The 22051-nt window shown below is 70.9% G+C and carries 25 protein-coding genes; 18 read left to right on the forward strand and 7 right to left on the reverse strand.

Annotation, left to right across the window (positions count from 1 at the left end; translation table 11 throughout):
• Positions 1 to 49: 49 nt before the first annotated feature.
• The 7 genes from HNR20_RS13830 to HNR20_RS13860 all read left to right on the forward strand — a co-directional run bounded on the left by HNR20_RS13830 (position 50) and on the right by HNR20_RS13860 (position 7048).
• Positions 50 to 1276, forward strand: a complete 1227-nt coding sequence (locus tag HNR20_RS13830) for an LCP family protein (protein WP_184179810.1) — start codon at positions 50 to 52, stop codon at positions 1274 to 1276.
• A gap of 193 nt (positions 1277 to 1469) precedes the next feature.
• Positions 1470 to 2732, forward strand: coding sequence for an LCP family protein (locus HNR20_RS13835; RefSeq protein WP_184179812.1), 1263 nt, complete (start codon positions 1470 to 1472; stop codon positions 2730 to 2732).
• 136 nt (positions 2733 to 2868) lie between these two features.
• A complete protein-coding gene (locus tag HNR20_RS13840; RefSeq protein ID WP_444543397.1) occupies positions 2869 to 3876 on the forward strand; it encodes an LCP family protein in 1008 nt (335 codons plus the stop codon).
• A 58-nt stretch (positions 3877 to 3934) separates the two neighbouring features.
• Complete coding sequence (locus HNR20_RS13845; protein WP_110564760.1) at positions 3935 to 4270, forward strand: rhodanese-like domain-containing protein; 336 nt, start codon at positions 3935 to 3937, stop codon at positions 4268 to 4270.
• Between the two features lie 10 nt (positions 4271 to 4280).
• Positions 4281 to 5069, forward strand: a complete 789-nt coding sequence (locus HNR20_RS13850; protein ID WP_184179814.1) for a glycerophosphodiester phosphodiesterase — start codon at positions 4281 to 4283, stop codon at positions 5067 to 5069.
• Between the two features lie 46 nt (positions 5070 to 5115).
• Positions 5116 to 6570, forward strand: coding sequence for a PAS domain-containing sensor histidine kinase (locus tag HNR20_RS13855; protein WP_184179816.1), 1455 nt, complete (start codon positions 5116 to 5118; stop codon positions 6568 to 6570).
• A gap of 61 nt (positions 6571 to 6631) precedes the next feature.
• A complete protein-coding gene (locus tag HNR20_RS13860; protein ID WP_229687033.1) occupies positions 6632 to 7048 on the forward strand; it encodes an ATP-binding protein in 417 nt (138 codons plus the stop codon).
• 73 nt (positions 7049 to 7121) lie between these two features.
• On the opposite strand, the gene HNR20_RS13865 is transcribed toward HNR20_RS13860, so the two are convergent.
• The gene (locus tag HNR20_RS13865; RefSeq protein WP_184179818.1) at positions 7122 to 7772 is read right to left on the reverse strand and encodes a hypothetical protein; all 651 of its coding nucleotides are present in this window, start codon (positions 7770 to 7772) and stop codon (positions 7122 to 7124) included.
• 159 nt (positions 7773 to 7931) lie between these two features.
• Here HNR20_RS13865 and HNR20_RS13870 point away from each other — a divergent pair, with 159 nt between their 5' ends.
• The gene (locus HNR20_RS13870) at positions 7932 to 8819 is read left to right on the forward strand and encodes a DUF5926 family protein (protein ID WP_184179821.1); all 888 of its coding nucleotides are present in this window, start codon (positions 7932 to 7934) and stop codon (positions 8817 to 8819) included.
• A gap of 2 nt (positions 8820 to 8821) precedes the next feature.
• Here HNR20_RS13870 and HNR20_RS13875 read toward each other — a convergent pair whose 3' ends face one another.
• Positions 8822 to 10063, reverse strand: a complete 1242-nt coding sequence (locus HNR20_RS13875) for an arginine deiminase (protein WP_184179824.1) — start codon at positions 10061 to 10063, stop codon at positions 8822 to 8824.
• Between the two features lie 163 nt (positions 10064 to 10226).
• Here HNR20_RS13875 and HNR20_RS13880 point away from each other — a divergent pair, with 163 nt between their 5' ends.
• The 5 genes from HNR20_RS13880 to pheA all read left to right on the forward strand — a co-directional run bounded on the left by HNR20_RS13880 (position 10227) and on the right by pheA (position 13753).
• A complete protein-coding gene (locus HNR20_RS13880) occupies positions 10227 to 10964 on the forward strand; it encodes a hypothetical protein (RefSeq protein WP_184179827.1) in 738 nt (245 codons plus the stop codon).
• A gap of 169 nt (positions 10965 to 11133) precedes the next feature.
• Complete coding sequence (locus HNR20_RS13885) at positions 11134 to 11592, forward strand: hypothetical protein (protein WP_184179830.1); 459 nt, start codon at positions 11134 to 11136, stop codon at positions 11590 to 11592.
• A gap of 93 nt (positions 11593 to 11685) precedes the next feature.
• The gene (locus HNR20_RS13890; RefSeq protein WP_184179833.1) at positions 11686 to 12075 is read left to right on the forward strand and encodes an ACT domain-containing protein; all 390 of its coding nucleotides are present in this window, start codon (positions 11686 to 11688) and stop codon (positions 12073 to 12075) included.
• 84 nt (positions 12076 to 12159) lie between these two features.
• Positions 12160 to 12786, forward strand: a complete 627-nt coding sequence (locus tag HNR20_RS13895) for a hypothetical protein (RefSeq protein ID WP_308425404.1) — start codon at positions 12160 to 12162, stop codon at positions 12784 to 12786.
• 10 nt (positions 12787 to 12796) lie between these two features.
• Positions 12797 to 13753, forward strand: coding sequence for a prephenate dehydratase (gene pheA, locus HNR20_RS13900; protein ID WP_184179836.1), 957 nt, complete (start codon positions 12797 to 12799; stop codon positions 13751 to 13753).
• Between the two features lie 45 nt (positions 13754 to 13798).
• Here the strand turns inward: pheA and HNR20_RS13905 are convergent, their stop codons facing one another.
• From HNR20_RS13905 to HNR20_RS13915, 3 genes are all read right to left on the reverse strand, one after another.
• Positions 13799 to 14521, reverse strand: coding sequence for an AIM24 family protein (locus HNR20_RS13905; protein ID WP_184179839.1), 723 nt, complete (start codon positions 14519 to 14521; stop codon positions 13799 to 13801).
• A 116-nt stretch (positions 14522 to 14637) separates the two neighbouring features.
• Entirely contained in the window at positions 14638 to 14985 is a 348-nt protein-coding gene (locus HNR20_RS13910) for a metallopeptidase family protein (RefSeq protein ID WP_184188446.1), read from the reverse strand.
• A gap of 146 nt (positions 14986 to 15131) precedes the next feature.
• Positions 15132 to 15563, reverse strand: coding sequence for an OsmC family protein (locus tag HNR20_RS13915; RefSeq protein WP_110564777.1), 432 nt, complete (start codon positions 15561 to 15563; stop codon positions 15132 to 15134).
• 131 nt (positions 15564 to 15694) lie between these two features.
• Here HNR20_RS13915 and HNR20_RS13920 point away from each other — a divergent pair, with 131 nt between their 5' ends.
• From HNR20_RS13920 to HNR20_RS13930, 3 genes are all read left to right on the forward strand, one after another.
• Complete coding sequence (locus HNR20_RS13920; protein WP_184179842.1) at positions 15695 to 16438, forward strand: hypothetical protein; 744 nt, start codon at positions 15695 to 15697, stop codon at positions 16436 to 16438.
• 256 nt (positions 16439 to 16694) lie between these two features.
• Complete coding sequence (locus HNR20_RS13925; protein ID WP_184179844.1) at positions 16695 to 17516, forward strand: HAD family hydrolase; 822 nt, start codon at positions 16695 to 16697, stop codon at positions 17514 to 17516.
• Complete coding sequence (locus tag HNR20_RS13930) at positions 17516 to 18328, forward strand: HAD family hydrolase (RefSeq protein WP_184179847.1); 813 nt, start codon at positions 17516 to 17518, stop codon at positions 18326 to 18328. Before HNR20_RS13925 ends, HNR20_RS13930 begins: the two co-directional genes overlap by 1 nt.
• Positions 18329 to 18336: 8 nt before the next feature.
• On the opposite strand, the gene HNR20_RS13935 is transcribed toward HNR20_RS13930, so the two are convergent.
• Complete coding sequence (locus HNR20_RS13935; protein ID WP_184179850.1) at positions 18337 to 18936, reverse strand: bacterial proteasome activator family protein; 600 nt, start codon at positions 18934 to 18936, stop codon at positions 18337 to 18339.
• 84 nt (positions 18937 to 19020) lie between these two features.
• Here HNR20_RS13935 and HNR20_RS13940 point away from each other — a divergent pair, with 84 nt between their 5' ends.
• Both HNR20_RS13940 and HNR20_RS13945 read left to right on the forward strand, forming a co-directional pair.
• The gene (locus HNR20_RS13940) at positions 19021 to 19818 is read left to right on the forward strand and encodes an alpha/beta hydrolase family protein (RefSeq protein WP_184179853.1); all 798 of its coding nucleotides are present in this window, start codon (positions 19021 to 19023) and stop codon (positions 19816 to 19818) included.
• 80 nt (positions 19819 to 19898) lie between these two features.
• Positions 19899 to 21086 (forward strand): ABC transporter substrate-binding protein, encoded by a 1188-nt coding sequence (locus tag HNR20_RS13945; protein WP_184179856.1) that lies wholly within the window; start codon positions 19899 to 19901, stop codon positions 21084 to 21086.
• A gap of 76 nt (positions 21087 to 21162) precedes the next feature.
• Here HNR20_RS13945 and ddaH read toward each other — a convergent pair whose 3' ends face one another.
• Positions 21163 to 21996, reverse strand: a complete 834-nt coding sequence (gene ddaH / locus HNR20_RS13950) for a dimethylargininase (protein ID WP_373290980.1) — start codon at positions 21994 to 21996, stop codon at positions 21163 to 21165.
• Positions 21997 to 22051: the final 55 nt, after the last annotated feature.

A 22051-nucleotide genomic window follows, 5' to 3' on the forward strand; every position in this document is an offset into this window, starting at 1 on the left:
GAGTGTCGCCTGAAGGCGGCGGTGGCTCCCGCTACGTACCCTGAGTTACATGTCTGCGACTTCGTCTGCCGGCGTCCCGCGTCCGCACCTGCACCGCAGCGCCGGACGCGCGTCGGTACCCGGCCCTGATCGGGGTGCCACCGGGCGTGCCCGCCCGACCGAGGCGCGCTTCTATCCGTCGTACGACGAGGAGCAGCCCAGGCCCGGCGGCCCGGCGGGGCCGAGAGGGCCCGGTGGTCCGGGTTTCACCGGCGGGTCGGGGCGGCGTGGCCCGCGACCGCGCTGGGGTCGGATCGCCCTCGTGGCGGGGATCGCGGTGCTGGTGCTGGCGCTGCTCGGCAGCGTGGGCGCCTGGCTGTACGCCCGCAATCTCAACAGCGACCTGGCTCGCACCGACCCGTTCGCGGAGATCACCGGTGGCAGGCCGACCAAGACCGTCGATGGCGCGCTGAACATCCTGCTGGTCGGTAGCGACTCGCGGGACCCGGATGCGCCGGTCGACACCAAGAGTCAGTGGCGCGCCGACACGATCATCGTGATGCACGTCCCGGCCGACCACCAGGAGGCGTACCTGGTCTCCATCCCGCGCGACCTCTACGTGCCGATCCCGGAGAGCGCCGGCGCGGACTGCGACTCCGGCAAGCGCGCGAAGATCAACGCGGCGTTCGCGTTCGGCGGGCTGCCGCTGGCGGTACGCACCGTGGAGTGCTTCAGCGACGTTCGGATCGACCACGTGATGGCGATCGACTTCGGCGGCTTCAAGGAGGTCACCGACGCCCTCGGCGGGGTGGACCTCAAGGTGGAGCGGACCATCACCTCAATCCACAAGCCGTACCGGACGTTCACCAAGGGCACCAACCACATGGACGGCGCGGAGGCGCTGGACTGGATCCGTCAGCGCAAGCAGTTCCCGGACGGGGACTTCGCCCGGATGCGGCACCAGCAGGAGTTCCTCCGGGCGTTGATGGACAAGGCGGCGAGCACCGGCACGCTGGCGAACCCGGGGAAGCTCAACAATTTCCTCCAGTCGGTCACCGCGGCCGTAACCGTCGACCAGGGTTTCTCGGTTACAGACATGGCGCTGCAGTTCCGCAATCTGCGCGGCCAGAACCTCACCTTCGTGACCAGCCCGAACACGGGCAGCGACACGATCAACGGCGAGTCCGTGGTGGTCTCGGACCGGGAGAAGGCGCTCGCCATGTACCGGGCCATGTCGGCGGACACCATGGCGGACTGGGTCAAGGCCAACCCGCCGAAGGGCAACAACGGCGGCTGACCGCATCAGGGGGACGGCCTGCCGTTACGGCTGTCGGCGGCCCGACGGCCACCCGGCCGTTCGGGTCATCGAGTGACGACGATCGACTGAGTACGAGAAAAAGACGTCCGGATTGACCCGGGATGAACTCGCCAAGTCGAATTGATGTACGTACAGTGGTGCCGCCCCCTCCTGATCACGAGCTGGAGCACGCATGCCGGTTCAGGCCAGTCGTCGCCCTTCGTCCCCCGGGTCCGCCGCCCCCAGCGGCCGTGTCGCCGCAGCCATACCAGTGCAGGCCCGCCCCTCGCGCGGCGGGCCGGGCGGTCGCCCGCCCGGCGGTGGCGATGGCGGCCGGGTGGGTGGCGGTGGGTCGGCGAAGAAGCGGACCAAGCGCAAGGACCCGCTCTGGGCCCGTCTGACCGTGGTGTTCGGGGCGGTGCTGATGCTCACCAGCGGGGCCGCCGTCGTCGGCACCAAGGTGATGATCGGTCAGGCGACCGGTGACATCGCCCAGCGCAACCTGCTGGGTGGGGCCGGCAAGTCCGACGCCGAGGGCGGGGCGAGCCTGGACGGGCCGATCGACATGCTGCTGCTCGGCGTGGACGCGCGGGAGCGCTGGGCGGCCGACGATGTCCGCTCGGACAGCATCATCATCCTGCACATCCCGGCCACGCACGACCAGGCGTACCTGATCTCCATCCCCCGGGACACCGAGGCGCACATCCCGTCCCGTCCGAAGAGCGGTTGGTCCGGCGGCAACGGAAAGATCAATGCAGCCTTCGAGGTCGGCGCCCGCAACGGCGGCGGGTGGGAGGGCGGCGCACAGTTGATGGCCGAGACGATCCAGCGACTCACCGACGTCAGCTTCGACGGCGCGGCGATCATCAACTTCGGCGGCTTCAAGAACGTCATCGACACCCTCGGCACGGTGAAGATCTGCGTGAGCCACGAGGTCAAGTCGAAGCACATGTCGTTCGTCGACGGCAAGCCGATGTGGAACGCCGACGCCAAGAAGACCGGCAAGAAGATGACCCCGGTGCTGCACAAGAAGGGCTGCCAGGAGATGGAGGGCTGGGCGGCCCTGGACTACTCCCGGCAGCGCTACGGACTGCCCGGCGGCGACTACGACCGGCAGCAGAACCAGCAGCAGCTGATCAAGGCGATGGCCCGGAAGGCGACCGACGGCGGCATGTTGACCAAGCCCGCCAAGCTCCAGCAGTTGGTCAAGACGGCGGGTAAGGCGCTCGTGCTGGACACCGGCGGCGTGCCGATCGAGAACTTCATCTTCACCATGCGCGGGGTCACCGCGAACGAGCTGACCATGCTCAAGACCAACAACGGCACCTTCAACGGCAATGGCAACGGCAACGAGGCCTTGAGCGAAGAGACGCTTGCCATGTTCCGGGCGGTCAAGCAGGACAAGCTCGCCGAATTCGTCTTCACCCACCCCGAGGTGATCTCCACTCGCAAGTGAGGGCAGTGGCCGGAAGTCACGAAACCCGGCGACGGCACCGTCACCGCCCGTAGCCTGACGTGAGCAGGTTTCACGTATCGGCCGCGGGGAGGCTGTCACGTCCAGGTCGGGACGGAACGCGGCGGGCCGGGCCGGAGTGCCCCCGACCGCCCGACCACGCCGCGCCCGCGGGTCGCGGATCCTGCTCGGCATCGGCCTGGCCCTCGTCCTGCTGTCCGGGCTCGCCCTGGCCGGGCTCGAGACGCTCAGCAACCGGTACGACCGCACGGTGACCAAGGAGCAACTGCTCGACCCCGACGCCCGCACCGACCGGACCGACCTGGACGGGCCACTCAACTATCTCCTGGTCGGCTCCGACCGGCGCCCAGGCGACACCGGACCGGACCAACGCTCGGACACCATCCTCATCGTGCACGTGCCCGCCGGCCAGCGGGAGGCCTACCTGGTCTCCATCCCGCGCGATCTGCTGGTCGCCATCCCGCCCGCGAACGGCTTCGGTGGGGGTCAAGACAAGATCAATGCGGCGTACGAGCACGGCGGTGGCGGGCAGGCCGGGGCCCAACTGCTCTCCGCCACCCTCAACCGGCTCACCGGAATCCAGTTCGACGGTGCCGCGCTGATCGACTTCTCCGGCTTCCGGAAGGTCATCGACCTGCTCGGCGGGGTGGAGATGTGCGTGGACACCGAGGTCCGCTCGATCCACACCAACCGGGTCTTCCCCACCGGATGCCAGCAGATGGACGGGGCACAGGCGCTCGACTACGTACGACAGCGCTACGACCTGCCCGGCGGCGACTACGACCGGCAGCACCACCAGCAGCAGTTGCTCCGGGCGATGCTGGACAGCGCCGGCAAGGCGGACCTGCGCAGCAACCCGGTCAAGTTGGACCAGGTGCTCCGGGCGGTGGGCGGCTCGTTGACCGTCGACACCAACGGCGTACCCCTGGAGGATCTGCTCCTCGCGCTGCGCGCGCTGCCGCCCGACGGGATGCGCGGCATCCAGGTGCCGTCGTCTCCACAGACCATCAACGAGGTGTCGTACGTGGTGCTCGACAACGGGGGCAACGGGCTCTTCGAGGCGGTTCGCGGCCGGGCGATGCCGAGCTGGGCGCAGGCCAACCCGCGCTGGGTGACCCGGTTGTGACAGTGCCGACGGCCAGGTCGGTGTCGATCCGGTCGACGAGGATCTAATGTTGCTTCCTGTGTTCGGACCCCAGGTTCCCACCGTGCCCGTGACCGAGATCGCCGACGAGACCTACCTGCTGGATGTGCGGGAGGACGACGAATGGGCGGCCGGCCATGCTCCCCATGCCCACCACCTGCCGATGATGGAGCTGCCAGCTCGGCTCGCGGAGGTGCCCACCGACCGGGACGTGGCGGTCGTCTGCCGCTCCGGGGGGCGTTCCGCCCAGGTCGTCGCCTACCTGATCAACAACGGCTGGGAGCAGGTGCGTAACGCCGACGGCGGGATGCGCCAGTGGGCCGCCGTCGGCCGACCGGTGGTCGACGCGAACGGGCAGCCCGGCCAGGTCATCTGAGGCGGCCGGGATGGCTGGGCCACTGGTCTTCGCGCACCGCGGCGCCTCGTACGACCTCCCTGAGCACACCCTCGCCGCCTACCTGCGCGCTCTCGACGAGGGCGCCGACGGCCTGGAGTGCGACGTCCGGCTAACCCGGGACGGGCACCTGGTCTGCGTGCACGACCGACGACTCGACCGCACCAGCAACGGTCGCGGTCTGGTCAGCGCGCGTACGCTCGCCGAGCTGGACGCACTGGACTTCGGCTCGTGGCATCCGGGCAGCGCGCCGGGCGGGGACCTACCGCCGGACGAGTCGCACACCCGGCTGCTGACGCTGGCCCGACTGCTGGACGCGGTGCTCGCCGCCGGCCGGCCGGTCCGGCTGCTGGTGGAGACGAAACATCCGTCCCGTTACGGCTCGAATGTGGAACGGCGACTGGTCAGTCTGCTGCGCCGGTACGGGCTGGCCGACCCGGCGCCGGACGACCCGGTGCAGATCACCGTCATGTCGTTCTCCCCGCTGGCCGTCCGCCGGGTACGCGAGCTCGCTCCGAAGCTGCCCACGGTGCTGTTGCTGGAGGTGTTGCCGCCCTGGCTGCGGCTGGGTCGGCTGCCGTTCGGCGCCCGGATCGCAGGGCCGGGCATCGGCCTGGTCCGGGCCCGTCCGAAACTGCTGCCCGCTCTTCGCATGGCCGGCAACCAGGTGTACGTCTGGACGGTCAACGAACCGACCGACCTGGAGCTGGCGCTGGCCGCCGGTGCGGACGGGATCATCACTGATCGGCCCGCGTACGCCCTCGCCCGGCTGGACCGCTGACCGGGCGGGGGTGCCCAAATCCTCGTCGGCGGGGCAGACTCGGCACATGCTGGAGCGTATCGATTTTCCCGCTCTCCTCGCTGGCCACACCATCGTGATCGAGATGATCAACTCGGGGGAAGCGGGCCTTCCGGTCCTCACCCAGCTGCTCCGGGTGGCCCAGCCAGCCCTCGGCGCGACAGGTATGGCGTTCGTCGAGTTCGGTCCGACCGGCGGTCGCGTGATCGCCGCGACCGGCGCGGCGGAGTGGGCCCTCGGCCGTCCGCTGGCGGTCGACGACCCGGACACCGTCTGCCTGCTCGCCGGGCCACGGGTGCAACAGGTCCGGGTGAGCCACCTCAACGGCAAGTTGGCCGGCGAGCTGGCCGGCAGTGGCCTACGCCAGATGGTGGTCTCCCGGGCCGAGATCGGCGGCCACACCGTCGGCAGTCTGCACGCCCTCTACTCGAGCGATGACGAGCCGGGCGCCGAACGGCAGGGAGTGATCGCCTACCTCGCGTCCTGCGTCGGGCACATGTACGGCGACCAGACCGGCCTGCCCGTGCACGGCGACGGGCCGGTGGTGGCGGCACTCGCCGACGGGCTGGCCGTCGTCGACCGGGACGGGCACGTCCGACTCTGGAACCCGGCCGCCGCCCAGGTCACCGGCCGGCCGGTCGAGCAGGCGCTGAGCCGCCCACTGCCGTTTCCGCTGCCGCCCTCCGGCCAGGTTCGAGACCACCGGATGCCGGACGGTCGCTGGCTGCGGATCACCTCCGGCGACCTGCCCGGCCCGGGCACGCTGCGGGTGGTCACCTTCCGCGACATCACCGACCAGCAGCGCCGCGACCACGACCGGGATCTGTTCGTCGCGGTGACAAGCCACGAGCTGCGCACCCCGGTCACCGTGATCAAGGGGTACGCGGACACCCTCACCGACCACTGGGAGTCGCTGACCGAGGTCGACCGACGGCAGGCTGCCCGGGTGATCGGGCAACGCGCGAACGAGTTGGCCCGGCTGGTCGACCGTCTCCTCAGCTCGGCGGCCGAGGCGGGGCCGGGGGATGAACCACCCGCCTTGTTCGACCTCGGCGACGCGCTGCGTTCCGCCGTCGTGGACCTGCCGGCGGAGTTGCGGCGCCGGCTGACGGTCCTCCTCCCGACCGACCTGCCCAAGGTGCTCGGCCACCGGCCCAGCCTGGCCACCGTGCTGACCGAGTTGACGACAAACGCCGGCAAGTACTCCGCCCCGGACACTCCGATCGAGATCACCGCCTCGGTCGACGGCCAACTGGTGGCGTTCCGGGTCAGCGATCGGGGCATCGGCATCCGCCCGGAGCACGTGGAGCGGGCGTTCGACCGGTTCTGGCAGGGCGAGTCCGGCGACCGGCGCGGCTACCCGGGGGCAGGGCTCGGCCTCTATCTCGTCCGCCGAATCGTTGAACAGCAGAATGGATGGGTATCCCTACGTCCGAGGACCGGCGGCGGTACGGTCGCAGAGGTGCGGCTACCGCGCGGTTGACCGAGGGTGACGCGACGTGGAGGCGACGGTGGCAGCGGCAGCGAGGGATCGGGCTTGGTGCGTGGTGGTTCCCCACCACCCGGCCGGGGCACGGCTGGCCCGGCACCGGCTCGCCGGTGAGCTGGCGGACGTCGTACCCCCGACGCTCTTGGCGGATCTGATCGCGGTGCTCGCGGAGCTGGTGGGCAACGCGGTGCGGCACGCCCGACCACTGCCCGGCGGAGTGGTCCGGGTGGCCTGGCGGTTGCGGCCCTCGGCCGAGGGCGCAGTGATCCAGTTAGGGGTCACCGACGGCGGCGCGAGCACCGGACCCCGGATCCGGACGGCCAGCGCCGACGCCGCGGACGGGCGAGGGCTGCACATCGTGGCTGGTCTGGCCACCCGCTGGGGCGTCGAGCGGGACGGCATGGGCCAGCGTGTCTGGGCCGAGTTCGACCCGGCGCCGACACACCGACCGGACCTGGTGCCGGCGGGCTGACGTTGGAACAGGGCGACGTCTCGTTCGTCCAGGCGGCCTCGACCGGTGCCGAGTGAGTCAGCCCTCGGGCCGGTCAGTCGGTGTGGCCCTCGGGCTCGCCGCCGCCCTGGCCGGTGAGGTAGACGTGCTGGTGCCCGAGGCCGGCGTCGACGTTGATCTGGTCCAGTTGGGCCGCCGCCACCGACCATGCGGTCGCGGCGCCCGTCCGGGACCGCTTCACGATCTCGATCAGACCGGGACGCTGCGCCTCCGGGCCAGCCTGCGCGGCCGCGAACAGGTCGACGGTGAGCGCGAAGTCGTTGACCGCCCCACGGAATCCGCCACGGGCCACATTGGTTGCCGTCGCCCCGGACGGGCTCTCGGCGAGCTTCGCGACGAGTTGTCTCATCGTCGTCTGCCAACCCTGGACCATGGCGGCGTCGGCGGGCTGGCCCTTCTCCAATGCCCCGTCGAACGCGGTAAGCAGGGTGTTGATCGCCTTCTGCGAGTCGCCTACGGCGGCGGTCAGCTCCTGAATCTGCTGCTTGTCCCGCACGGCCTCCTGTGCCTTCAACTCCTCGACCGCGCGGGTGGTGCTGTCGGGCCGAGCGATGAGGAAGCCGCTGAGCCCACCGACGAGCGCGGCCACGACGACGAGCACGATGACGACGGTCAGCGGCATCCGGCGGGTCTGCTCCGCCTGGGCCTGACGCACGTACGAGGGCTTCCCGGTCTTGCGCGACACCGGCACTCCATGCAGATCCGTCGATAAAGGAGCTGACTCTATTACGGGCGCGCCCACCCCTTCAAGAGCAGACTGCTCGGCCCGGCCCGCCTACGCGGCCGACCTGGTCCGCTCCAACCCCCGAAGAACCGACGCGGCACTGCACTAGGCTGTGACGCCGTGAGTAAGCGTCGAAAGAGCCAGCGCCCCGCCGCCGACACCGCCCCCCGCCGAGACAAGGTGCGGGACATCTTCGTGCCGCGTCCGTTCGACGGGCTCGTCGACGAGCCCGAGTGGATCGCGCTGCGCGAGTTGGTGCCCGCCGCCTCCGCGCCGCTGCGGCTGACACCCGCCCTCGTCGAGGAGTTCGGGGACCGGCCGGTGACGCTCGCCACGGTGCTGCCGATGGCCGCCCCGGCGATCACCAAGCCGGACGGCCGGGTGCTCATCGGTCTCCAGCGCCACCAGCAGTCCGGTGATGTTTCCCGGGACCTGGCCGAGGCGCTACTCAGCGCGCTGCGGACCGAGCCGGGTGGCCAGGTGACCGTGCCGCCGTTGCCCGGCCCCGGCCCTCGCCTGCAGGACATCCTCGTTGATGGCCCGCTGGAGATCAGCATGCATGAGGGGTTCGAGTTCTGGCTGGACCCCGGGGCCGCCGACGACCCGACCGTCCAGGCATCGCTGGAGCGGGCGAACGCGGCCATCTACCCGACGGTGCGGCTGACCGCGGCGAAGGCCGCGTACTGGTGCCAGGTCCCGGAGAAGGCACACGTGCGCTGGGTGCTGCCGGACGACGAGGACGCCGCCCTGGACGCGCTGGCCCGCCTCGGTGCGGCCGGCCTGTTGCCGCTCGGCGAGCAGACGAAGTTCGCCGGCATGTTCCGCGCACACGGTCGGCTGGTGCCGGTCTGGGACCTGCCGGAGGAGACTCCGGCGTCCGAGTGGGAGGAGCCGGTGGCGCAGTTCGCCAAGCGGTACGCCGAGGCGCTCACCGCCACCGACCCGCTCGACGCCGCCGGCCGGCGCGCCCGACAGGGTCTGCTCGGCCGCCAGCTCACCCTCCGCTGACGTCAGGAAGGGTCCCCTGGTCCAGGGGACCCTTCCGCGCGGAGCGGCTCGCGGGTGATCGGGCAGGACATGCAGCGCGGCCCGCCGCGGCCGGAGCCCAACTCGGAGCCGGCGATCGGGATCACCTCGATGCCGGCTCGCTCCAGTTGGGCGTTGGTCTCGGTGTTGCGCTCGTAGCCGACGCAGAGCCGGGGCGCCAGTGCGAGGGTGTTGTTGCCGTCGTCCCACTGCTCGCGTTCCGCGGTGACCGGGTCCAGTCCGGTGTCGATGACCCGGAGCAGGTCCAGGTCCATCGCGTCGGCGGCAGCCCGCAGGAACGGCGCCGGCCCGTCCACGCGCGGGTCCTCGCCGTCCGCGCCGGCGATCACCGTGTACGCGGACAGTGTGCTCGCGATGTTGGGGTACATCAGCACGGCGTCCACGTCGACCATCGTGCAGACCGTGTCGAGGTGCATGGTGGCGCGCTTCTGTGCGATCGGCACCACCAGGATGGTGTGGGCCAGGCCAGCCGCGAAGACCTGCCGGCCGAGCCGTTCGGCGCCGGCCGGTGTCGTCCGCTCGCCCACCCCGACCGCCAGCACTCCGGGTGCGAGCAGCAGCACGTCCCCGCCCTCCAGGTGCTCGAGGTTCGGGCGGTAGACGAACTCGGTGCCGGCGAAGCGTGGGTGGTGGCGGTAGATGGCGTCGGTCAGGGTGGTCTCGCGGCTGCGGGCCGGCATGGCCAGGCTGGTGACACCGACCCGATCGCCGATCCACAGCGACGAGTCGCGGGTGAACAGCAGGTTCGGCAACGGGTCGATAACGAAGTCGTGTCGGTCCATCAGTGTGTAGACCAGCCCACCCGGCCGCTCTGAGCTGATCCGCAGTTCCTCGTGGGCCAGCCCGGCGGTGAGCACGTCGGCGAGGGCGGCCGGGTCCAGGTAGGAGAGGTGGTCGGCGACGCGGGCCCGCAGGGTGTCACCGAGCCGCCGGGAGCGCAGCACCTCCTCGGTGAGCTCGGCACGGGCGTCCGCGACGGCAAGCGTCTCGGTCAGCAGGGTGGCCAGGTAGAGCACCTCGACCCCGCGCTCGCGCAGAGCGGCGGCGAACGCGTCGTGCTCCTCCTGGGCGCGCCCCACCCAGGGGATCGCGTCGAACAGGAGCGAGTCGTTGTTGCGGGGGGTGAGCCGGGCCAGTTCGGGCCCGGGCCGGTGCAGCAGGACGGTGCCGAGCCGGCCGACTTCGCTGTCGACGTAGTGGGTCACTACCGCAGCGTAGGGCAGGGTTTGGCGGCATCCGAGAAAAGAACTGTGGATGAATATGGCATTCATCCACAGTCACTCCGGCGCTCCGGCTTGCAGAACACCGGTAGTGGCAACGTAGGGTAGTGAGGACATAACTTCGAGGGACCTTTTGCCGGAGGTCGCGATGACTGTCTTTCCCGCACGACGAGCCGTACCGTCCGCTCGGGCACTGCCGCCCGTGGCGGTGCCACACCCCCGCGTCGATACGCCCGGGGTTCTCGAACCGGCCCGTCCGACACCGCTCGAATGGGCCCGTCGCCGTCGGGCCGAACGGGGTGCGCGCCGTCTGGAGGCGGCCGGGGCTCGGGCGCTGGGTCAACTCGACCACCTCGGGCCAGCCTGGCACGTCATCGAGTGGCCACGCACCGACGTGACAGATGTCCTCGACCGCGGTCAGGACGATCGGGCCGGGTTCCTCGCCATCGGGCCGAGCGGCCTCTTCGCCGTGACGATCGCCGACCACGGCCGGGCAAGGGTGCTCGTCGCCGGGGACGTCGTGCAGATCAACGGCAAGCGTCCTCCGTACGTGGCCGAGTCCCGCCGGGACGCCAAGCGGGCCAGCAAGGCCCTCTCCGACGCGGTGGGGCTGACCGTGCCGGTGACACCGGTGCTGACCTTCGTCGGCTCCGGCGTGATCAGCGTCTACGGCCTTCCAAAGGACTGCCTGATGGCCACCCACCGGGAGCTGGACCGGCTCCTTGTGGCCGGTGGCAGCCGGATCAGCCCCGCTACCGCCGAGAAGCTTTCCCGGGTTGCTCAGCACCCCGGCACCTGGCTGAACGGCACGTACCGTCCAACAGCCGACTACCGGTGGTATGACGAGGGCCGAACGGCCGCTGACAAGCCGGCTCACCGCCGGTAACCTCACCAGCGACGCCACGCGACGCCGGTCCCCCCGTACACCTCACCGGTTCTCGCGCCGTCACCGGCCGCCACGCTTCGGGCTGCGCGGCTCGGTGACCCGGTGCGCTCGGTGATTCCGTCGGCGACCCGCTAGCGTGGACAGTCGATCGGTGCACATAGGAGGCGCGGTGGCCCACGTCGAACTTTCGCTCTCGGAAGCGTTCGTGCCGGCGGCACGGGTCTCGACAGAGCCGGAGTCCGACAATGTCGGCCAATGGTCCTCGACGGTGTCCCGAGCCGCCGAGCCCTGCGTGCTGATCGATGCCGCCACCCGGGTGATAGCGATCTCCACGGCCGGCTGCGAGCTGCTCTGTCTGGGCGAGCCGGACGGCCTGATCGGGCGACCGCTGCTCGACGGGGGGCTACGTCTCCTCGATTTCACCGCCAACCGGGGCGAGCTGACCGAGGCCGAGATCGACAAGATCCCGCCCCTGCTGGCGCTCTCCTCCGGTCGACTCGCTCGCGGGCTACTCCGTGTGCAGGCCGCCTCGGCGAACAGCTCCGATGCCACCGTCGACGCGATCTCCACCCCGGTGCTCACCGACGGCAACGTCGCCGGGTCGCTCACCTTCTTCTCCGAGGTCTGACCTGCGGCGGAGCCGCACATGGTCTGACCTGCGGCGGAGCCGCACACGGCGTTGCTGGGGTGGGCCTACGCGCGCAGGCCGTAGGGTGCCCTCATGCTCGATATCGCTCTGCTGCCGGGGGAATACGCTGTGTGGCGGCTGGCCGCCGGCACCGCCCTGCCGTACGCGCTGTCGAACGGGCTGAGGGGCACCGACGTGGTGACGGTGAGCTGGACCTCCGACGGGATCTCCGTGATCTGCCCGGCGGACCGGGCACCGGTGCAGGCCGTGGTGGAGACCGCCTGGCGCTGTCTACGGGTCACCGCCCCGGTGGAGTTGGCCGACACCGGCAGCCTGGCCGCACTCGTCGACCCGCTCGCCGAGGCACGGGTCAGCGTGGTCACGTTCTCCACCTTCGACACCGACTATCTGCTGGTCCCGGCCGTCCGACTGACCGAGGGCACGGCCGCGCTGGAACGCGCCGGGCATCGCGTCACCGGCTGAGCTTCACCCGATCGGCCGCTCACCCTACGATGGGCTCGGCCATCCCGGCCGCGACGAATTCTCCGATGTCCCGAGGATCGGCCCGTGCCGTTCACCCCGCCCCGCCCCGCGTCTTCCCCACCGCGGGCGACGGTCCACATCCCACCGGCGACCCGCGACCGGGCGGCTGACCGCGCCCCTGCCCGGACGGCGTCCCGGATCCTGCCGGTCGCGCTCGCGACGCTCACCGTCGTGGCGTTGGCCGGCTGTGGCGCCCCACCCGAGTTGCGGGAGCCGACTGCCGCGCCCACCCGCACCGCAGCCCCGACGACAACCGGCACGGGCACCGCACCCGCCACCCCGCCGGCCACCGCACCGCCACTCGGCGGGGTGACACCCACTCCGGACGCCGGGCTCGTCGCGACGGCCTGCCGGAACGGGCCGACCGCAGAGCGGGTGGTGCAACTGCTGCGCGGCCGGGCAGGAGTGCTCCCGGCCAACGTCCGGGTCCAGGTCCAGACCGGGCCGCTCTGCGCCGCCGACTGGCAGTTCACCCTGGTGGAGGTGACCGGGCACGAGGAGCTCCAGGTGGTCACCAGGGGCCAGCCCACCGCGCCGGCGCTGGTCACCGCCGGCACCGATGTCTGCACCATCGAGGTACGCGCCACCGCCCCCGCCGCGATTCGAGCCCTGGCCTGCGACGCCGGTCCGGTCACCCGGCCGAGTGCGTAGGCTGACCGGCATGCCGGGAACACCGCCGACACGCTTCGTCTACCTCGGGCCGGAGGGCACCTTCGCCGAGCAGGCACTGCGCTCCGTCCCCGCCGCCGAGCGCGGCACCCTTACGCCTGCCCGCAGCGTTGGGGAGGCCCTGGACAGCGTCCGGGTCGGGGATGCCGACGCCGCGCTGGTGCCGCTGGAAAACTCGATCGGCGGCGCGGTGGGCGTCACGCTGGACGAGATGGCCGAGGGGGACCCGTTGGTGATCACCCGGGAGGTGATCCTGCCGGTGGAGTTCGTGCTCGGCGCCCGGCCCAACACTCCGCTGACCTCGATCCACACCGTGGCGGCCCATCCGCAGGCGTCCACCCAGTGCCGGGGTTGGCTGCGCGACCATCTGCCCGACGCCGTGGTGGTCGATGTGCTCTCCAACGGCGCGGCCGCGGCCGGCGCCGGCGCCGGCGAGTACGACGCCGCGATCTGCGCGCCGATCGGGGCGACCCGACACCGGCTCGCGACTCTCGCGGAGAAGATCGCCGATCACCCGGACGCGGTGACCCGGTTTGTGCTGGTGTCCCGCCCCGGGCCGCCCCCGCCGCCGACCGGCGACGACCTCACCTCGCTCGCGGTCTACATCGCCCACGACCGGGTCGGTGCGCTGCTGTCCGTGCTGATGGAGTTGGCCGTCCGTGGGGTCAACCTGACCCGGATCGAGTCCCGCCCGACCGGCGAGGCGCTCGGCCGGTACGTCTTCTTCCTGGACTGCACCGGGCACGTGGCCGACGTACGGCTGGGTGAGGCGCTGCAGGGGCTGCGCCGGGTCTGCGCCGACGTCCGTTTCCTGGGCTCGTACCCCCGGCACCGGTGGGCCGGGGCGGCCGGCGAGCGCCCGGTGCCCGCGCCAGCGGGCCTCTCCGACACCGACTACGTCGACGCGGCGGCTTGGCTGGCCCGACTGCGCACGGGTGAGTTGACCTGACCGTGCGGGGCGCCCCCGAGACCGGGAGCGCCCACACCGAGGTGGTCAGCTCAGCAGACCGCCGAGCAGACCGCCCTCCTGTTGCTGCTGGCCGCTGCCCATGACCGGCGGCTCCTCGGACGGCTGGACCACCACGAAGCCCTGGCCGGCGAAGCTCATCGTGAACGACTCACCGGTCCGCCGACCCAGCAGCGTGCCGAGGCCCATCTGCTCGGCCCGGTGGTAGCCGGTCTGGAGGTTCGCCGACCAGCAGACCGCGGCCTGCGGGTCGACGTACGTCGGGGCGTCCACGTTGAGCACGACCGGGGTGCCCTTGGTGGTGATGGCGATCCGTCCGTAGCCGCTGAAGACACAGTTGAACAGGCCGGACGAGGAGGCCATTCCGGCACCGCCGACCATCCTGATGTCGTACTGGAGGGTCGAGTCGAAGGCGAGCACGCTGGAGCCGTTGATGGAGAGTGCGTCACCCGGCTCCAGGTCGATGATGTGCACGTCCTTGGCCAGCTCGGCGAGGAAGACGTCACCCTGGCCGGAGACCTTCATCAGCGGGACACCCTCGCCGGTGAGCTTCTGCTTGAGGAACTTGCCGAGCCCGCCCGAGCCCAGCGCCTGGAACTGCACATTCCCCTGGTAGGCGACCATCGACCCGACCCGGGCCATCGCCTCGCCGTTGAGCTCGATCTTCAACATCTTGGAGTTTTGCAGCCGCATGCCGGGCTGCGCGGACTCCTTCTCCAAATTCTCCGAGGAGAACAGCTCACTGCGCATGAAAGGGTGCCTCCTGACAGGGTTTGCGGTCGCTGCACCGACGGTAGGCGACCAGGGCAACCACGGGCCATCGGCCGAGGGGCGTGCCGTGATCTGGCCGGTTGCCGCCGGTGGGGTCAGCCCCAGCCGAGCGAGTGCAGCCGTTCGTCGTCGATGCCGAAGTGATGGGCGATCTCGTGCACGACGGTCACCGCCACCTCATCGACGACGTCGTCGTCGTTGTCGCAGATCCGCAGGATCGGGTGTCGGTAGATGAAGATCCGGTCCGGCAGCACGCCGGAGTAGTCCCAGCCGCGGTCGGTGAGCGCGTGGCCTTCGTAGAGGCCGAGCAGGTCGGGCTCGCCCTGCGGTGGGTCGTCTTCGACGAGGATCACCACGTTGCTCATCAGGCCGAGCAGTTCCTCGGGCACCTCGTCGAGGGCATCGGCGACCAGCTCCTCGAAGCGCTCGCGGGTCATCTCCACCGGCACCTCACCCATTCTGCCCGATGCCGGAGCCGTGGGCCCGGTCGCAGCGTGCCTCGACCGGGTCCGCGGGTTCACGGAGAGAGTGACCGCCCGGGGCGGGCGGAGACTCTGTCCGTGAACGAGCGGTTTGTGGGTCGACCGGCTCAGGAAGCCAGGCGCGCGCTGAGGGTGATCTCGGCGCCCGGCGAGAGCAGGCGGGAGATCGGGCAGTTGGCCTTGGCGGCCTCGGCGAGCTTCTGGAACTCGGCGTCGTCGATCCCGGGGACCTGGCCGACGGTCTCCAGGTCGATCCGGGTCACGGTCATCCCGGCGTCGGTCTTGTCCAGGTGGACCTTGGCGGTGGTCTCGACCGACGTGGCCGTCGAGCCGGCGTCGGCAAGCGCCTTCGAGAACGCCATCGAGAAGCAGCCAGCGTGCGCGGCGGCGATCAGCTCCTCGGGGTTGGTGCCCTCGCCCTCCTCGAAACGCGACTTGAAGGAGTAGTTGCCCGACAGGCCGCCCTTACCGGTGCGGACCGTGCCGGCGCCCTCGGTGAGATTGCCCTGCCATTGTGCTGAAGCGGTACGGATAGGCATGAGGAGAACGCTAGCGGAAAGGTGACCGCCGGGCGACCGACCGGCACGGACGCCCGCCCTGCGATCCCCGTCACTACCAGCTGGCTGTGCCATGATGCGACCCAGGTCCGTGACCGGCGGAAGGATGGCCGATGTCCGAGGAGCTTCCAGTCCCACGGCAGAGTGACCGGTCCGAGGGCCCGGCCGTGATCGAGTGGGGTCCTGTCGACCCGGCTCCGCGGCGCCGCTTCGGCTTGTCCCTGGCCGCTTTCACACAGGACCCTCGGCTGCCCCTGCTGCTCGCCGGTCTGGGAGCGGTGGCCGGGGTCGCCTCGCTGGTCGGTGAGTGGCTGGTGATGAGCCTGCCGAACGGTGGGCCCGAGGGGGAGGGCACGATCGAGGTGCCCGCCGGGGTGTCCGACGTCGGGGGCTTCGGGGTTGGCTACCTGGTCGGGTTGCTCGGTCTCGTCTGCACCGTGTCGCTGGCGCTGCGGGGCACGGCGGCCGTGCGGCCGAACGCCCGGCTCGCCGGTCTCACCCTGGCCGGCGCCCTGTTGGGGCTGTTGGTGGCCGCCACGGCAACCCTCAACGACCCCGGTCAGCGAAACTTCTTCTACTCGCCGCAGGACGGCTTCCGGGCCGAGTACGGTCGCGGTCTGGTGATGGCATTCGCCGCCTGCGTGCTGCTCGGCGCGGCTCTGCGGCTGGCTCCGGCCGCGCCGCCCGGCCCACTGGTCGGCCCACCGGAGGACGGCCGGCCCGCGGATGTGCCAGCGCCCCGGCTGTGGCGCCGTCACCGAGACAGCGACCCGGTTCAGGAGGACGGCCTGCCCGCGCCGGCCGATCTGACCGTCACTCCGGCGGCCCCGTTCGCCCGCCCCGAACACCCCGCCTGACCCGCGCGCCCGCCCTCTGCGCCGACCTTGCACTTCCGGCCCCGACATAAGGCGCATCCCACGCATCACGGCGACTGAAAGTGCAGGATCGCGCGCCGGTTGGGGGACACCCGAGGGGCACCGCTCGTTGGCGCCCGATTCGCCTGGAAGCCATGGATGCGACCCGTTCCGCGAGGTACGGTTGCTGCCCGCCGTCACGCCGGGTCCCGGTTCTTCGACCTCGGCAGGTGCGACGGCGGCGGGCGAAGGAGGAACGATGACCCGCCCGGGACTGCCCAAGCTGATCGCGACCGACCTCGACGGAACGCTGGTCCGCAGCGATGACACCGTCTCCGCGTACACCCATGGGGTGCTCGACCGGGTGCGGGCCGCCGGAATCCCGGTGGTCGGCGCGACCGGTCGCGGCCCTCGGCTGACCGAGTTGACCCGCAACGACATCCGCGCCGCCGATTTCCTGGTGATGGCTGGCGGCGGACGGGTGGTCGACCAGAGCGACCCGACCGGCCCGCTGGTGCTCCGCGACGAGCGGCTGCCCGCCGAGGTGCTGGCCCGGCTGCTCGCCGACCTGGAGGCCGAAGTCGGCCCGCTGACCGTGATGGTCGAGGCGTCCGACGAGCACGACGCCCCGCTCTGGGGCGACTACCACGAGAGCTGGCCCTACCAGGACCGGTTCGAGGCACGCAGCCGCGCGGAGTGCCTCTCCTGCGACGTGATCAAGGCGTTCGCCCGCACCGCCGACCACCACGTGGACGAACTGCTCGCGGTGGCCCGCCGGATCGTCCCGCCGCAGGTCGCCACCCTCACCCAGGCCGGGCTCGGCTTCATCGAGATCTGCCCGCCGGGTGTGGACAAGGCGACCGGGCTGACGGTGGTGGCGCAGAGCCTCGGGGTGGACCCGGCCGACGTCCTGGTCTTCGGTGACATGCCCAACGACCTGCCGATGTTCGAGTGGGCCGGCTGGTCCCGGGTGGCGGTGGCCAACGCGCACCCCGCCCTGCGCGCCGTCGCCGACGAGGTGACCCTGCGCAACGACGACGACGGTGTGGCGGTGTATCTGGACCGGCTACTGTCCCGGTGATGGGAGAGACGCCCCGCCTGATCGCCACCGACATCGACGGCACGCTGATCCGCGACGACCGCACCGTCAGCCCGCGCACCGCCGACGTGCTCGCGCGGATCTCCGCGCAGGGCACGCCGGTCGTCCTCGTCACCGGCCGCCCGGTCCGCTGGCTCAAGATGGTGTACGAGCAACTGGCCGAGCCACTGCCGGCCGTCTGCGCCAACGGGGCGGTGGTCTACGACCCGGTCCACGACGAGGTGCTGCGGGCCGACCCGCTCGCGCCGCACCACCTGGCCGAGGTGGCCCGGAGGCTGCGCGCCGAGGTGCCCGGCATCAGCTTCGCCGTGGAGATCCTGGACAGCCGGGAGATGCGGCACGAGGCGCACTACCCGCTGCGCTGGGACGTCGACCCCGAAGGCATCCGACCGATCGAGACGCCGGAGGAGTTGCTCTCGGTGCCGGCGGTGAAGCTACTCGCGCGGGCCGGCGAGCAGGACCCGGATGCCTTCGTCGAGCTGATCGCCGCGGCGGTGGTAGGGCTGGCCGAGGCCACCCACTCGTCCTCCTCCGGTCTGGTGGAGATCTCCGCGGCCGGGGTCACCAAAGCGGCCGGCCTGGCCTGGTACTGCGACCGGCTCGGGGTCAGCGCGGCGGACGTGTTGGCGTTCGGCGACATGCCCAACGACGTGCCGATGCTGACCTGGGCCGGTCGCGGTGTGGCGGTGGCCAACGCGCACCGCGCCGTCCTGGCGGTCGCCGACGAGGTGACGACGGCGAACTCCGAGGACGGCGTGGCGGCGTACCTGGAGAAGGTTTTCGGGGTGGGCTGAGCCGGCGGTCAGAGGTACTGGCCGGTGTTGTGGCCCTCGCCACCGCCCGGCTGGCCGATGCCCGGCATCCCGGGCACCACCCCGCCGGGGCCGCTGGGCAGCGCCTGCCGGCCGCCGCGCATCTGCTCCAGCTGAACCCGGGCAGCCATCTGCTGGGCCACCAGGGCCGCCTGGATGCCGTGGAACAGGCCCTCCAGCCAACCGACGAGCTGGGCGTGCGCGATCCGCAGCTCGCTCTCGCTGGGGGCCTTGTCCTCGGCGAAGGGCAGCGAGATGCGCTCCAACTCGTCGCGCAGCTCGGGGGCAAGGCCCTCCTTGAGCTCGACGATCGACCGCTCGTGGATCTCCCGCATCCGGTTGCGGCTGGCGTCGTCGAGGGGCGCGGCCTTCACCTCCTCCAGCAACTGCTTGATCATGCTGCCGATCCGCATCACCTTGGCCGGCTGTTCGACCAGGCGGGTCGGGTCCTCACCCTGGCCCTCGTCGGTCTGCATCGTCCCGATCGGCCGGCCGTCCGGGCCGACCACCACAACGGTGCCGGGGTGGCCGGAGTCGTCGGAGCCGGGCTCGTCGGTCTGTCCAGAGCGCGCTTCGGTCATGAGGTCCATTTTTACTCAGTGGACTCGACCCGTGGCGTCCGGGACCGACTACCGGTGCCGAACCACCCGGGCGGGGCGCGCTACCGTCGCGCCATGTCTGCCGACCCGCGCGCCGTGTTGACCCGGCCCGCACCGGAGCCCGACCGGACCGTGGCGTACGGCGAGCACCCGGATCAGGTGGCCGACCTGCGGTTCCCGGCGGGAACTGGCCCGGCGCGGCCACTGGTCGTCGTCCTGCACGGCGGTTTCTGGCGGTTCGAGTACGACCGGCGGCACACCGGCCCGCTGGCCGCCGCGCTCGCCGCGGGTGGTTACCCGGTGGCGCAGTTGGAATACCGGCGGACCGGTCAGCCCGGAGGTGGTTGGCCGGGCACGTTGACCGACGTACTGACCGGGGTGGCCGAGCTGCCCGCGCTGGCCGCCGAGGCGCTGCCCGGCCGGGTGACCCTGGCCCCGCCGATCCTGATCGGGCATTCCGCCGGCGGCCATCTGGCGCTGTACACGGCGGCCACCGCCCCGACGACGGTGGGTGCAGTGCTCGCTCTGGCCCCGGTGGCTGACCTCGCCGAGGCGTACCGGCGGAATCTGGACTCGGGTGCGGTGGCCGCGTTGCTCGGCGGCGGCCCGGAAGAGGTCCCGGATCGGTACGCGGCAGCGGATCCACGAGTATTGGTGCCCGTGCGGACACGGACAGTAGTTCTGCACGGCTCGGAGGATCAGCAGGTTCCGGCGGAGATGAGCCGGGACTTTGTCGCGGAGGCGGGTGCCGCAGGATCCGATATTTCCCTTGTTGAACTGCCCGGATGCGAGCATTTCGGGCTGATCGACCCGGAGTCTGCCGCCTGGCCCCGAGTCCTTGCTGTGTTGCGGTCCCTGCACGATGATCACTAGCCATTGACGCAGCGTCGCGGACCAGGTAGAACGCCGGAGGGGCGGTGTCCGGCCCTGCAACGCTCCTTGGAAGGAACTCGGTGTCACAGATGAATCGCAGGCGCGCGCTCCAACTGTTGGCCGCGCTCGGTACCACCGGTTTCGTCGCCGGATGTGGCTCCGACACCGACTCCGAACCGACCGCCAACCGCAGCCCGATCAAGATCGGGCTGATCACGCCGCAGGCCGGTGGTTTCAAGAGCATCGGCGACGACATCACCAACGGCTTCCAACTCTTCCTCGACCTGCACGACAAGCGGCTGGGCGGCCACCCCGTGGAGCTGCTGACCGCCGACGAGGGTGACACCGCGAAGACCGGCAAGGCAGCTGTCGACGGGCTGCTCAAGCAGGGCGTCCTGGCGCTCACCGGGGTGGTCAACTCGGCGGTGATGGTCGGCATCCGGGACACCGTGGAGCAGGCCCGGGTCCCGCTGATCGGCTCCAACGCCTCGCCGAGCAGCCTGCAGAGCGTCTTCTACATCTGGCGCACGTCCTACGTGCTGGATGAGGCTGGCCGGGCGCTGGGCCGCTACCTGCGTGACCAGCTGCCGGCGAACGGCCGTGTGGCGATCATCATGCCGGAGAACGTCGGCAGCCCCGACGTGGTGCGCGGCTTCCGGCAGGAGTTCGGCGCGACCGACCCGCGCATCAGCGACCCGGTGACCTACACGAACGCCACCACCAGCCCCGGCAAGACAACATTCTCCGCGGACATCAACAAGGCACTGGCCAAGAAGCCCACGGCGGTCTTCTGCTTCTTCGCCGGCTCGGCCGCGGTGGAGTTCATCAAGCAGTTGCGGGAGAAGTTCTCCGGGCCGATCTACGCGCCCGGCTTCCTCACCGAGGGCACCGTGCTGGAGAGCCTGAAGGAAAACGCGCTGGGCATCCAGACCGCGTTGAACTACTCGGCCGACCTCAACAACACGTCCAACCGGGTCTTCGCCTCGGCCTACCGGAAGAAGTACCAGGTCACGCCCACCACCTATGCCATGGCGTCGTACGACGCGGCGCAGGTGCTCGACCAGGCGATCCAGCTGGCCGGCGGCTCGCCCAACCCGCAGCAGGTCAACCTGGCCCTCGGCAAGATCGGTCAGATCGACAGCCCGCGTGGCATCTGGCAGTTCAACCAGCCGCGTACCCCGCAGCAGAAGTGGTACCTGCGGGAGGTGCAGCGCGATGGCCAGGTCATGTCGAACGTGCTGATCAACGAGCTGGCCACGCTGGGCTGAACGCCCACCGGAGCAACGTCAGGGGCCGGTCTCCCGAACGGGAGGCCGGCCCCTGGCGTACGCGGCGGTCAATGGGTCAGGGCCTCAGCTCGGCGATGCAGCACTTCACACTGCCGCCGCCCTTCTTCAGCTCGGCCAGCTCGACGGTGACCGGGGTGTAGCCGGCGGCCTTGAGCTTGCCGGCCAACCGGGTGGCCTCGCTGTTGAGCACCACGTTCGCGCCGTCGCTGACCAGGTTGAGCCCAAAGGCCAGAGCGTCCTCGTCGTCGGCGATCACCGCGTCCGGGAAGAGCTGGGTGAGCACCCGCTGGCTGGCCGCGGAGAACGCGCCCGGGAAGTAGACGACGTTCGAGTCGTCGATGGCCGCCAACGCCACGTCCAGGTGGTAGAAGCGGGGGTCGACCAGACGCAGCGACACCACGGGCCGCCCCAACGCCTCCTGCGCCTCGGCGTGCGCCGGGATCTCGGTGCGGAAGCCGTGGCCGGCCAGGATGAGCCCGCCGTGCGCCTCCGGGACGTACGCGAAGTCGCCCTCACCCTCGTTGGTCTCGCTCGGCGCGATGAACCGCCAGCCCTGCGACTCGTAGAAGGCGTGGTGGGCGGCGGCCTCGGCGGCCCGCTGCTCGTGCTTGAACCGTGCGCCGTACACGCTGCCGTCCACCATGAAGGCGCCGTTCGCGGCGTAGACCATGTCGGGCAGGCCCTGCTCGGGGGTGAGCAGGTGCACCTCGTGACCGAGGCCGACAAGCGTCTCGCGCAGCCGGTCCCACTGTTTGACGGCCAGGTCCCGGTCGACCGGGGTGGTCACGTCCATCCACGGGTTGATCGCATACTCGACCGCGAAGTGCTCGGGCGAGCACATGAGATATGTCCGCTTTCGCGGGACTCGCTGCTGGTTCACGGTCACCAAGAGTAGGTACCGTGGAACTTTGGTAACAGCCACAACCGTTGCTTCCCAGAGGCGG

This window comes from Micromonospora parathelypteridis (genome assembly GCF_014201145.1).
GTDB lineage: Bacteria > Actinomycetota > Actinomycetes > Mycobacteriales > Micromonosporaceae > Micromonospora > Micromonospora parathelypteridis.

What these genes read in the sequence shown, in the direction of transcription:
- HNR20_RS13830 (WP_184179810.1), top strand. Translation starts at nt 50, where the DNA reads ATGTCTGCGACTTCGTCTGCCGGCGTCCCGCGTCCGCACCTGCACCGC.
- HNR20_RS13835 (WP_184179812.1), top strand. Translation starts at nt 1,470, where the DNA reads ATGCCGGTTCAGGCCAGTCGTCGCCCTTCGTCCCCCGGGTCCGCCGCC.
- HNR20_RS13850 (WP_184179814.1), top strand. Translation starts at nt 4,281, where the DNA reads ATGGCTGGGCCACTGGTCTTCGCGCACCGCGGCGCCTCGTACGACCTC.
- HNR20_RS13855 (WP_184179816.1), top strand. Translation starts at nt 5,116, where the DNA reads ATGCTGGAGCGTATCGATTTTCCCGCTCTCCTCGCTGGCCACACCATC.
- HNR20_RS13880 (WP_184179827.1), top strand. Translation starts at nt 10,227, where the DNA reads ATGACTGTCTTTCCCGCACGACGAGCCGTACCGTCCGCTCGGGCACTG.
- HNR20_RS13890 (WP_184179833.1), top strand. Translation starts at nt 11,686, where the DNA reads ATGCTCGATATCGCTCTGCTGCCGGGGGAATACGCTGTGTGGCGGCTG.
- pheA (WP_184179836.1), top strand. Translation starts at nt 12,797, where the DNA reads ATGCCGGGAACACCGCCGACACGCTTCGTCTACCTCGGGCCGGAGGGC.
- HNR20_RS13905 (WP_184179839.1), bottom strand. Translation starts at nt 14,521, where the DNA reads ATGCGCAGTGAGCTGTTCTCCTCGGAGAATTTGGAGAAGGAGTCCGCG.
- HNR20_RS13915 (WP_110564777.1), bottom strand. Translation starts at nt 15,563, where the DNA reads ATGCCTATCCGTACCGCTTCAGCACAATGGCAGGGCAATCTCACCGAG.
- HNR20_RS13920 (WP_184179842.1), top strand. Translation starts at nt 15,695, where the DNA reads ATGTCCGAGGAGCTTCCAGTCCCACGGCAGAGTGACCGGTCCGAGGGC.
- HNR20_RS13925 (WP_184179844.1), top strand. Translation starts at nt 16,695, where the DNA reads ATGACCCGCCCGGGACTGCCCAAGCTGATCGCGACCGACCTCGACGGA.
- HNR20_RS13930 (WP_184179847.1), top strand. Translation starts at nt 17,516, where the DNA reads ATGGGAGAGACGCCCCGCCTGATCGCCACCGACATCGACGGCACGCTG.
- HNR20_RS13935 (WP_184179850.1), bottom strand. Translation starts at nt 18,936, where the DNA reads ATGGACCTCATGACCGAAGCGCGCTCTGGACAGACCGACGAGCCCGGC.
- HNR20_RS13940 (WP_184179853.1), top strand. Translation starts at nt 19,021, where the DNA reads ATGTCTGCCGACCCGCGCGCCGTGTTGACCCGGCCCGCACCGGAGCCC.